9 protein-coding genes and 2 rRNA genes are annotated in these 11,494 nt (G+C 63.1%); 4 read left to right on the top strand and 7 right to left on the bottom strand.

Annotated elements, in window-relative coordinates; genetic code table 11:
* Positions 1 to 53 precede the first annotated feature (53 nt).
* Positions 54 to 169, top strand: a 5S ribosomal RNA gene (gene rrf, locus AC1TXO_RS26070).
* 109 nt (positions 170 to 278) lie between these two features.
* Positions 279 to 394: ribosomal RNA gene (gene rrf, locus AC1TXO_RS26065) — 5S ribosomal RNA — on the top strand.
* A gap of 107 nt (positions 395 to 501) precedes the next feature.
* On the opposite strand, the gene AC1TXO_RS26060 is transcribed toward rrf (AC1TXO_RS26065), so the two are convergent.
* The 6 genes from AC1TXO_RS26060 to AC1TXO_RS26035 form a co-directional block, all read right to left on the bottom strand.
* On the bottom strand, positions 502 to 969 hold the full coding sequence (locus tag AC1TXO_RS26060; protein ID WP_486404382.1) for an SRPBCC family protein: 468 nt from the start codon (positions 967 to 969) through the stop codon (positions 502 to 504).
* Positions 970 to 1,003: 34 nt separating this feature from the next.
* Entirely contained in the window at positions 1,004 to 4,435 is a 3,432-nt protein-coding gene (locus AC1TXO_RS26055; protein WP_486404381.1) for an amino acid adenylation domain-containing protein, read from the bottom strand.
* Positions 4,436 to 4,445: 10 nt separating this feature from the next.
* Positions 4,446 to 5,375 carry a diiron oxygenase gene (locus AC1TXO_RS26050; protein WP_486404380.1) on the bottom strand — a complete coding sequence of 310 codons (930 nt, stop codon included), beginning with the start codon at positions 5,373 to 5,375 and terminating at the stop codon, positions 4,446 to 4,448.
* Positions 5,372 to 6,148, bottom strand: a complete 777-nt coding sequence (locus AC1TXO_RS26045) for a DUF3050 domain-containing protein (protein ID WP_486404379.1) — start codon at positions 6,146 to 6,148, stop codon at positions 5,372 to 5,374. The genes AC1TXO_RS26050 and AC1TXO_RS26045 overlap by 4 nt, the downstream gene beginning before the upstream one ends.
* 601 nt (positions 6,149 to 6,749) lie before the next feature.
* Entirely contained in the window at positions 6,750 to 7,334 is a 585-nt protein-coding gene (locus AC1TXO_RS26040) for a thioesterase II family protein (protein ID WP_486404378.1), read from the bottom strand.
* Between the two features lie 73 nt (positions 7,335 to 7,407).
* The gene (locus AC1TXO_RS26035; protein WP_486404377.1) at positions 7,408 to 8,100 is read right to left on the bottom strand and encodes a GntR family transcriptional regulator; all 693 of its coding nucleotides are present in this window, start codon (positions 8,098 to 8,100) and stop codon (positions 7,408 to 7,410) included.
* Between the two features lie 206 nt (positions 8,101 to 8,306).
* Between AC1TXO_RS26035 and lapG the strand changes: the two genes are divergently transcribed.
* Positions 8,307 to 9,068, top strand: coding sequence for a cysteine protease LapG (gene lapG / locus AC1TXO_RS26030; RefSeq protein ID WP_486404376.1), 762 nt, complete (start codon positions 8,307 to 8,309; stop codon positions 9,066 to 9,068).
* Between the two features lie 9 nt (positions 9,069 to 9,077).
* Positions 9,078 to 11,024, top strand: coding sequence for a cyclic di-GMP receptor LapD (gene lapD / locus AC1TXO_RS26025; protein WP_486404375.1), 1,947 nt, complete (start codon positions 9,078 to 9,080; stop codon positions 11,022 to 11,024).
* 110 nt (positions 11,025 to 11,134) lie between these two features.
* Here the strand turns inward: lapD and AC1TXO_RS26020 are convergent, their stop codons facing one another.
* Entirely contained in the window at positions 11,135 to 11,476 is a 342-nt protein-coding gene (locus AC1TXO_RS26020; protein ID WP_486406919.1) for a tryptophan synthase subunit beta, read from the bottom strand.
* Between the last annotated feature and the right edge of the window lie 18 nt (positions 11,477 to 11,494).

Below are 11,494 nucleotides of genomic sequence, written 5' to 3'. Positions count from 1 at the left end.
CACATATCCGAATTGGCTGGCGTGTCTGCAAGGACACACTGGCAACCGAATTTCTTGACGACCATAGAGCATTGGAACCACCTGATCCCATCCCGAACTCAGCAGTGAAACGATGCATCGCCGATGGTAGTGTGGGGTTTCCCCATGTGAGAGTAGGTCATCGTCAAGATTCATTTCGCAAAACCCCTATCTGCGCGAGCAGGTAGGGGTTTTGTCTTTAAGTAGAGACTACAGAGATTCGCTGGCACGTCCCTCGGACGGACCGGCACACAGGATTTCTTGACGACCATAGAGCATTGGAACCACCTGATCCCATCCCGAACTCAGCAGTGAAACGATGCATCGCCGATGGTAGTGTGGGGTTTCCCCATGTGAGAGTAGGTCATCGTCAAGATTCATTTCGCAAAACCCCTATCTGCGTGAGCAGGTAGGGGTTTTGTCTTTCTGGCGAAATGAAAAACCGCTGCGCTGTTGCCAGCGCAGCGGTGTCGAAGGGTGCCGTCAGCCCAGCAGATTGCGCACGTTGTTCATCGCATCATCGGCAAAACCCTGGAGAAACGCCTGGAAGGCCGGCAGCGTCTCTGCGCCACCCTCCCAGGGCTCGGCCTGGATGGTCCAAGTCGCGCGGCTGTGCTGCCCTTCAAGGGCCTCCACCTGCATCGCGGCCCACAGGTTGCCAATGTTGAGGCTGGTGTAGATCAGGCTCCAGGTCATCTGCATTGCCTGTTCGTCGCGCGAATTCAACTGCTCGATGACCACGTTGCCATCCTTGAACAGCTTCTTGCGCACCGAGCGCACGCCTGTGCCGGTCATGTCGATATGGGCCAGGGCCGGAATGAACACCGGGAAGCCGGCGAAGTTGCCGACGATATTCCACACGGCAGCGGCAGGTGCCGCGATGTCCACGCTGGATACGACCAGGCAACCTTCGGGGTTGCGGATCAGTGTGTCGGGTTTGAGTGCTTGCATGGGATGTTGCTCCTGTTGTGAATGATGAAAAATTTCAGAGGAAGCCGATGTCGTTCAGGTAGCGGCAGCCGCGCTGCAACAGCGCTGCATCTTTCGCTGGATAGCAGGCGCCCATGCGCCGAACGCCTTCCCGCGCATTGCCGTGCTCGATGTTGGAGATGTCGCCGATGTCCTCCTCGAAACCTTCGAGATAGAAGCCCAGGACATCGAACAACGCGTTGTCACGATCGACACGTCGCAACTGGCCTTGCCATTGCGTCACGTCCACCAGCTCGAACCGGTGGCCTTGCTCGTGGAACGCGGCCAGGTAGTCCTGCCAGCGCAGCGGCTCAGGGTTGTGCAGGTTGAACACGCACTCTCCGGGCAGGTGACGGCTGCCGTGGAAGGCGATGAAGCGGGCGAGGAAGTCCACCGGCATGAGATCGAAGTCAATTTCCAGGCGCGGCACCTGGCCCAGTTGCAGTGAACCTTTGAGCATCAGCATCAGGCGGTTGCGCTGTGGCTGGCAGTTGCCGGTACGGCTGTCGAAGGTGATGTTTCCGGGACGGAACAGATTGACCCTGACACCCGCTTCGCGAGCCCGCTGCAGGATGCGCTCGCCCACCCACTTGCTCAGGTTGTAGCCGTTGCGGATGTAGATCGGTGGCGTTGCTGCCGGATCCTGCTCCAGCACTCGTCCATCGCTGCCCACTGCGCTGCAGGCAGAGAGGGTCGAGATGAAGTTGAAGACTTTCTTGCGCCGCCCCTCGCACAGGCGCAGGCACTCGAACAGCGGCTCGACGTTGTCTGCCGCCAGGGCCTGGTAATCCAGCACATGGTTGACCTGGGCGGCGTTGTGCAGCAGTACGCCGAAATTCAGGTCCAGCTCTTCGTAGTCTGCTTCGCTCAACCCCAGTCGCGGGCGCCGCAGGTCGGCATCGAATACCCGCACCCGCCGCATGTCCAGGTTCAGCCGGTTGTCCGCCAGCGCCTGGGCAAAACGCTCGTGCGCACCTTGCTCCGCGCTGCTGCGTACCAGGCACGCGACTTCGGTTGCGCCCCAGTCGAGCAGGGCTTCGACCAGATGCACGCCGAGAAAGCTGTTCGCTCCAGTGACGATGACCTTGTGCACGTCTCCCATGGCCTGGACGGGCAGTACCTGCAGATCCAGGGCCCGGTTGGCATCCTGTTCCAGCCGTTCCAGCGAGCCCTGCACAGTGGCATCGTTGCCGTCGAGCAACGCACCGAGGCGTTGCAGCGTCGGCTGCTCGATGAAGCGGTTGATCGCCACTGCACGCCCGAACACCTCACGCACCTCCAGCAGCAGCCGAGACAGCAGGATCGAGTGACCGCCGAGGTTGAAGAAGCTGTCATCGATGGAGATATCGGCCGGCGGCAGCTCCAGCAATTCGCTCCACAGCATCAGCAGACGCTGCTCGGTCGCCGTCTGCGCAGCCATCCGCTGCGCTGCTGGCAAGGCCAGCGGTCGCGCCCGCAGTGCCTGGCGATCGACCTTGCCGTTGGCGGTGTAGGGCATCTGCTCCAGCACCTGGTAGAACACTGGGCGCATGTAGTCGGGCAGATGCTGCTCGGCATGATCGCGCAAGGCTGCCTGCGCCTCGCTGTGCACAGGCTGGGCAGTGAAGGCCAGGATTCGCCTCTGGTCATCGATCACCACCGCGAGCTGGGCATACAGGCCGCTGTCGCGCAGGCAATGCTCGATCTCCTCGGGCTCGACCCGGAACCCGCGGATCTTCACCTGATTGTCCCTGCGCCCGCACAGCTCGATACCCTGTGCGGTCCACTTGCCGATGTCGCCGGTGCGATAGGCACGCAACGGGCGGCCGTCCGCCAGCTCGAGCGTGACGAAGCGCTCGAGGGTCAGCCCGGGATTGTTCAGGTAACCCAGGCCGACCCCGGGGCCGCAGATATAGAGTTCACCGGGCGTCTGCTCGATGACCGGTTGCAGGTTTTCATCGAGAATCAGTACCTGCGTGTTGGCGATCGGTACGCCGAGGTTACGGTTGCTGTGGCCAGCCGCGAACACCCGCGTGGTCGCCAGCACCGTGGTCTCGGTCGGCCCGTAGATATTGTGCATCTGGCACTGCTGGCTGTAGCGCGCGATCACCTCCGGCTCGCAGACATCGCCACCGGTCACCAGGTGGCGCAGCCCGAGCGGCTCGTCGCGTGGCAGGATGCTCAGCAGGGCCGGCGGCAGAAACGCGTGGCTCACCGCCTGGCTGTGGATAAGTTGCATCAGGCACTGCGGATCGCGGCGCTGGTCGTCATCGGGGATGACCAGCTGCGCACCACAGGCGAAGGTCGGCAGGATGTCCAGCAGTGAGGCATCGAAGCCGACAGTGGAGAACTGCAGCACGCGGCTGTGGGCGTCCAGGGCCACATGCTCGCGGTACCAGGCGATGAAGTGCATGAGATTGCGCTGGCTGAGCAGCACGCCCTTGGGCTGGCCCGTAGTGCCGGAGGTGTAGATCGCCACGCAAGGCTGGTCCGGTTCGGCGGGACGACGCCGCAGCGAGGGCAGGCAGCGCTCGCTGCCTGGTTCCACCCGGCCTGCATCGAGTGTCGGCAGATCACTGTTCACCTGGCCGTCATGCAGCAGCACCCAGGCATCGGCATCCCTGAGGATGCGCTGGCGGCGCTCTGCAGGGGTTGCCGGGTCCAGCGGCAGATAGACCGCGCCGCAGCCCAGGATGGCCAGTATGCTGGCATAGAGTGCCCGCGACTTGGCCATGCAAACGGCCACCACCACGGGGCGATCACCCTGGTCGGGCAGCAACGGCAGCAGCGCCTTCTGCACGGCGACAGCCTGGGCATGCAGGGTACGGTAGCTGTCGCGCTGGCCATTGTGGTTCAGCGCCGGTTGTCCGGCGAATCGGCGCAGGCTCTGTTCCAGGCAGTCCATCAGCCCGGCTTCGCTGTGCGTCAGCAGGTCGGGATGCAGGGTACGGTTGAAGGGATGTTGATAGGCCAGCGCCTCCAGCCAGTCCAGCCCGTGCTCGCGCTCATGCAAGCCTGCCGCCACGGTGGGGGTTTCCTGCAGATGAGACGGATCACGGGCCAGGCGGGTGACGTGCAGTGCAGTCTGTTCGGCGATGGCCAGCAGCGCTTGTTCACGCAACTGCTGGCCATTGCCCGAGGCGGGGTTCGCCAGGGCCAGCCGACCGATCAGGCGTTGTGCGCGGGCGCTGCCACACCAGTACAGCAGCTCCAGGCGCGGCAAGGGCTCGGCATGGCTTGCACCCAGGCGCAGCCTGAGCAAGGGCGAATCGCCCAGATGGCGCCAGTCGCTGCTGGCCAGTTTCAGGCTGCCGTCTTCAAGCACCAGATCGTGATGACTGGCCAGTACCTGACGCAGCGCCGATGCTGTATCGGCCCGCAGGCAGGCGTGGCCGTGTTCGTCGAGCATCCGGGCAAGATGTTGCAGGCCGGCGCTGTTGCCGGCCAGGATTATATCGAGACGTCGCATGCTGATCTCCTCAGGACAGGTAGCCGCGCAGGGCGTCCTGCACGCAGGGTGAGTCGAGCATCGAGCTGCTGCGCAGGAAGCGCAGGATGTTGCCCAGCAGCGGATGCTGGTGATTGATCGGATAGGCCAGGCCCAGCACTTCCTCACGCAGCGCCTGGCGGGTGTCCTCGCTGACTGGCAGCGCCTCGATCAGGCTGAAGTCGAAGGCCTGCTGGATGTCGTTGGTCAGGTACTGGCCCAGGAACACCGGCAGCACGCTGGCGATGGACTGGCGGTCGTGCTCGGGTGCGGCCTGCCAGTAGATGCGTGTCAGGCGGGCCCAGAACGTCGAGTGCCGGCCTTCGTCGAGCAGGTGGTCGGCCATCAACCCTTTCACCGAAGGCTTGACCGTGTCGTCACGGGCGAAGGCCGCCACGTCGTCAGTCAGGGTGTTCTCGGCGATACCGACGCAGATCAGTTCCATGGCATCGCGCAGCGGCTCCGGCACCTGCGCCAGTGCAGCCGGAATCGCGCGGCTGAGTTCGATTTCGTCAGGCAGGGCAATCGGTTCTATTCCGGTCAGGGCGACGGTCTGCTGCAGGAAGTCCATCGCCACCAGGGCGTGGTAGTCCTCGTCGACCACCACGGTCATCGCGTCATAACGACAGGCAAAGGGAAAGCGCACGGCGAAGCGGTCCTTGGCGATGCGCCGGGCGGTGCGGTCGACGATCTCGGTCTCGAAGATCACCACGTCGTTGATGAACTTGTAGAGGCTCTGGACCAGCACGAAGTCGCGCAACGGCGCACAGGCCTGCTGGAAGGTGGCGCTGAGCACCAGCGGCTGGCGGCTGATCGGGTAGATCAGCCGCTGGTCGTCCTCGACCCGACGCCGTGGGCGTGTGCGGATGGTGGCGCGTTCCTCCCAGGCATCGGCGAAGGAGCGGTAGTCGAGCGCATTCATGGCGTGACCTCTGCAGTCGGCACCTGCAACGAAGCACGCAGGCGGTCCCACAGCGCCATGCGGCTCTGTACGGCGGCAATGGCGGCCTCGTACACCTCCTCCTGGCGCTGCGGGTCGTCGTTCACCAGGCGCGACAGCAATTGCTCGGCGGCCGGGCCGTGATCCTCGGCATCCACCTCGATGTGCCGCTGCAGGTAGTAGCGGAACGTCGGTGCCTGTGCCTGGCCTATGCCCCATTGGTCGAGGATCTGCTGGAACATCTCCGGGATGACGCTCTCGCGGCCATGCAGGAAGGCTGCTGCCACGCGATGGGCCGGTGCGTTGAGGGCAACTTCGAGCGTGTCGCCGACAAACTGCCTGGCCGCTTCGCTGGCCCCCGAGCGGTGCAGCGCCGTGGCGTAGTCGACGCCCTGTTGCTGCAGGCTGACGAAGCACTCGATGGCCTGGGTGCTGGCGCCCACCTCGCGCATGGCGTCCAGGTAGAGCTCGAAGTGGCTGTAATGACCCTGCTGCAGGCGGTCATCGGACTCCTCACCGAGGACGATTTCATTGATCAGGCGTGCGGCGGCGGGGTCCGCCGGGGGCAGCCAGGGCAGGCGCGTGCAGGTCAGTTCCTGTTGCAGGCGCTTGGTCAGCGACATGAAGTCCCAGACGGCGAAAACATGGGTTTCCATGAAACGTTGCAGGATTTCGAGCGAGTCGATTTCCGAAAACAGCGGGTGCCGGGCAAGTTCGGCTTTATGCTCGGAAAGTGTGCGCTTCAATGTGCTCATGAGCAGTGTCCCTGACAGATAAGTTGGCGTGTTATTGCCGACACATTCCAGCGATTGAAAAACATCGGGCGAGCGGATGCCTCGACGGAGATTCGATGGCTGAACGGTATCGGTGGCTACGGCGCGCCCTGGATGCGCCTGACTGAAGGAAGTCAAGGCATGACGGGTGCCGGCGATATAAAAACTAGAACAACTTCAAAGTTGTCTGCAAATGTTTTTTGAAATAATTTCTTTGTGCATAAAGTTCGGGCAATAGTTGCCCAAATAAAACATCGGATATGTTTTATATGGAATATACAGGCCCCTTCCGATAATGGATTATCAGAAAACGAAGTTGAGTGAATGCCTCACTCGAAGCACTGATCAATGGCGGTGCGAGGATGTTTCACTGTCGAGGGGCGGCTAATCGCCACGCGGCCCGTGCCCCGGTGCAAGGCTCCTTCTGTGGGTAGATGGAATGCATGCGACCGGGCGCGTAATGGACGATCGGCAGTCGCAGCGCGACTAGAGTGGGCTCAAAAGATCCGCGCTGCCATGGTCATTGGCAGCGGACGAAGGGAAATGGCGTCGCGAACACAGGGAATAGACGGGTTTTTGCCGCTTAGAAGCTCAACAGACCAAGGTGCGTGTTGAAAATTCTCACAAACCTTTGGTCCAGATATGACTTGTCAATCGTGTGATCCGGAAGCTCGATCAGTTCCAGTTCGCGCCGGACAAAGGCGTGCCAGCCCAGCATTTCGGGGAGGAAACCTGGTGGATAGAGCACCGTCACCGGTACCTGGACAGCATTCGCGCTGGCGCAAGGTTCGGCGACCCTCGGGCTGTCACAGCTGGAAACAAACAAATGACGCGTCTGGCCAGGATATTCACGCTCGGCAAGCTGAGCCAGCTCGAATGCCATGTGTGCCCCAAGGTGCTGGCCGAACAGCGCATGGGGCTCGCCGAGGTAAGGGGTCAGGTAGCGGGCGATGGTATGGGCGACAGTGGAGGGCCCCAGCGGGGGATTGCAGGGTGCACATTCGGCATGCCGGCGGACATCCACCGCAATCAGTTCGATGTGGTCGCTCAGGGTGCGGGCCCAGGTGCGGTATTGCTCCAGGTGTTGCGGGCTGCAGGCGAAACAGATCAGACGCACTCGCGGAGGCTGCCCGATATCTTCTGTGGCCTGTGGGTTCTGCACGTGCACGGTCGATCCTTCGCTCCGGGTGGGTACCGGCGCTCGATGGCCGGCGCAGCTTGTGGCCGCGACAGCGCATGATTCACTTGGCGGGTTGCCTGTTCAGGTAGTTGCGGATGGTACGCGATGCCGTGTTCAAGTGTCGCTCCAGCACCTCGACAGCCTGCTCGACCAGTTTGTCGCTGGCGGCGTCGACCAGCGCCATGTGGTCATCCTGGGTGAGCTTGCCAAGCCCCATCGAGGACAGGTGGAAGCGCAGGAAGCGCTCTTCTTCGTTGAGTTCGATCTCGATCATGCGCAGCAGCTTGTGGTTTTTTGCCTTGCTGTACAGCGTCATGTGGAACAGGCGGTTGAGGCGGCCGATTTCGGCATGGCGTGTCTCGTTTTCCAGCTGCTGGATGTAGTTGCGGGCAAGTGCGATGTCCGCGGCATCCAGGTCCGGGATCGACTGGCGCAGGGCTTCGGTTTCGAGCAGCACGCGCAAGGCGTAGGTGTCGACCGCGTCCTCGCCGATCAGCGGCGCGACCACGGCGCCCTTGTGCGTCACGACCTTGAGCAGCGATTGCGCCTCGAGCTGGCGCAAGGCCTCGCGCACCGGCATGCGGCTGACACCGAACAGATCGGCCAGCTCCTGCTGGCGCAAGGCGGTGCCCGGTGGCAGGCGACCATCGAGAATGGCGCTGCGCAGACGCTCTTCTATGACGCTGCGGGCAAGGTGCACTGGCACCTGCTCGCTACCCAGCACGGAGCTGAGGAGTCTGGTTTTCTCGGCCACGCGGAGTCTGCCTCGATGGGTTGCCGTAATTGGATCCAATAACCCTAGTAAGCAGGGTGGGAGGTTGTCAAACCGTGGCGACGGACGCCAGCGGTGAAGGAACGCGGCTATCGTGAATGAAGTCATCCTGCAAGGGAAGTCAGACCTTTCCCTGTGGGCTGATCGTAAGGTCCTACGCGTTTTCACACAGGCGCCATGATTGTAAGGTGCCATTGTCTTTTCCCCCGGCAAGCCGCACCATCGCTGCTTTCGACTGGTCTGGACGGGTGTTCGCAGTGGCGATACCTAGAGTGCTCAATTCGGCCGTGCGTCGCCTCGGCCTCGCCGTGCTGCTCGGCTGCCTGCTGCTGGGCGGCCTGCACGCGGATTGGGATTTCGCCCAGATCAGCCGTCGAGCGCAACAGCTGTACGGGCCGCTCGGTGCCGGACAAGGGCGCATCGATGCCTGGCAGAACCTGATGGCTACGCAGAAGCAGGGCAGCGAGCTGGACAAGCTGCAGGTGGTCAACCTGTTCTTCAACAAGCAACTGCGCTATGTCGAGGATATCGACCTGTGGCACGAGGTCGACTACTGGGCCACGCCGGTCCAGTCGCTGATCAAGGGCGCCGGTGATTGCGAGGACTACGCCATCGCCAAGTACTTCAGCCTGCGCCGCATGGGTGTTCCCGCCGAGAAGCTGCGCATCACCTACGTCAAGGCGTTGCGCCTGAACCGGGCGCACATGGTCCTGACCTATTATTCAAGCCCACAGGCCCAGCCGCTGGTACTCGACAGCCTGATGGACGCGATCAAGCCGGCCAGCCAGCGCAACGACCTGCTGCCGGTCTATGCCTTCAACGGTGAAGGGCTGTGGTTGACCGGCGCGGGCGGCAACAAGAAGGTCGGCGATACCAAGCGCCTGTCGCGCTGGCAGGATGTGCTGAAGAAAATGCAGGCCGAAGGGTTCCCGGCCGAACCGGTTTATTGAGGAGCACAGATGTCACTGTTCAAACAATTGTTGCTTGCCATATGCCTGCTCCTGACCATCGCCTTCAGTGGCAGCTTCATGGTCAGCCTGGAGAGTTCGCGCAGTCAGTACGTCAATCAGTTGCGCTCCCATGCGCAGGATGCGGCGACGGCGCTGGCCCTGTCGCTGACGCCGAACATCGACGATCCGGCGATGGTCGAGCTGATGGTCAGCTCGATCTTCGACAGCGGCTATTACTCGAGCATCAAGGTCATCGACCTGGACTCCAATGCGGTGCTGGTCGAGCGCCACGCCGAACCGGACAGCAACGGTGTGCCGGGCTGGTTCATCGGCCTGATAGGGCTGGAGCCTGCCGGGGGCGACGCTCTTGTCAGCCGTGGCTGGCAGCAGGCGGCGCGGGTCGAGGTGATCAGCCACCCGATGTTCGCCCTGGCCAAGCTCTGGCAGAGCGCCCTGGGCAGCCTGGGCTGGCTGCTGCTGTGCGGTGTTGTGAGCGCGGTGCTGGGAGCGCTGCTACTGCGACGGCAGCTGCGCCCGCTGGACTACATGGTGGCGCAGTCCCACGCCATTGCCCGGCGCGAATTCCTCAGCCTGCCCGAGCTGCCACGCACCCCTGAACTGCGTCGTGTGGTGCAGGCGATGAACCAGATGGTCGAGAAGCTCAAGGCGCTGTTCACCGAGCAGGCCGAGCGCAGCGAGAAGCTGCGTACCGAGTCGTACCAGGACAGCCTGACGGGGCTGGCCAACCGGCGTTACTTCGAGATGCAACTGAACACCCGGGTCAGCAACCTGGAAGAAGCCCGTGCGGGCTACCTGCTGTTGCTGCGGGTCCAGGACCTGGCCGGCCTCAACGCCCGCCTTGGCGGCCAGCGCACCGACCAGCTGCTGCAGGCGGTGGGCGAACAGCTGCGGCGTACCTGCGCCAGCTATCCGGAGACCAAGGACCTGATCACCCGCAGCCGTGGCGGCGAGTTCGCCGTGCTGGCGCCGGGGATGGTCCATGAAGAGGCGGTGCAGCTGGCCCAGGCCCTGGAAGCCACATTGCAAAGCCTGCATGTGACCGGTGCCAGCGATGTCGACCCGGTTGCCTGCATCGGGCTGGCGCCGTTCAGCCCGGGGGATGCGCCGCAAGCCCTGCTGAAGCTGGCCGACGAAGCCCTGGCGCGGGCCGAGAGCCAGCCGGACCCGGGCTGGGTCTGCCTGGAGCAGGGCGCCGCGGCGCAGGCTGCCGACAGCCATCACGCCTGGCATTCACGCCTTGACCAGGCCTTGGCCAAGGGGCAGTTCGAGCTGTTCTTCCAGCCGGTAGTGGATTGCCAGGCGCCGGAACATATCCTGCACTACAAGGTGATCTCGCGGCTTCACGACGAGCAGGGCGAAGCCCTGGCGGCGGGGCGCTTCCTGCCGTGGCTGGAGCGCTTCGGCTGGATGCCGCGCCTGGACCTGCTGGTGCTGGAAAAGGTCTTGCGCCACCTGCACAGCCACGGCGAGTCGCTGGCGCTGAACCTGTCTGCGGCCACCCTGGCCGATGCCAAGGCATTGCAGCGCGTCTATGAACTGCTGGGCCAGCATGGCGCGCTGGGGCCAAGGCTGACGTTCGAGATCGGTGAAGAGCAGTTGCCGGAGCAGGCTGCGCTGGAGAAGCTGACCCGCCACCTGCACAAGCTTGGCTTTGGCCTGGCCCTGCAGCGCTTTGGCGGGCGTTTCAGCATGATCGGTAACCTGGCGCACCTGGGCCTGGCGTACCTGAAGATCGACGGTGGATACATCCGCAGCATCGATCAGGAGCGGCACAAGCGCTTGTTCATCGAAGCCATCCAGGGCGCGGCGCACAGCATCGACCTGCCGTTGATCGCCGAACGGGTGGAAACGGAAGGGGAACTGCAGGTGTTGCGCGAGATGGGCGTACAGGGGATTCAGGGACAGTTGGTGGGAGAGCCCGCGCCCTGGAAATGAGCGCGCTGCAGCATTGCGCAAAAGCGTGCTGCCCTTTTCACGGGTAAACGGGTGCGGCGGTCGGCGCCCCGATGTGTCCGCGAAAAGGGCAGTGCTGTATCAGCCGAACCTCAGATCAAACCACCCTCTTCATCGTCCTCGATCAGGTTGTTCAGGCTCCCCAGCGCCTTGCGCGCGGTGGAGCGGCTGAGCAGCTTGGCCTGGGCACCGGGGGGCAGGTCGGTGATGCTGAACACACCCTTGGCGGTCAGCACCTCGATCAGGTCCTCGAGCACACGGATCATGTCCAGGTCGCTCTGCTTGAGCTGCTTGAGACTGTTCTCTACCACGTCATCGGCAAACCATTCCTGGATTTCGGCATGGTCGGCAGGGAGTGTTTCCGTGTATTCGGCAAAGGGGGCTGCTTCTACCCGCAGCAACTGGCCGTCGGCTTGGCGTTGCACGTAGAACATGGCATCGACCCTCGTCAC

This window comes from Pseudomonas sp. FA117 (genome assembly GCF_057370475.1).
This window is presented reverse-complemented; position numbering and strand designations above follow the sequence as displayed.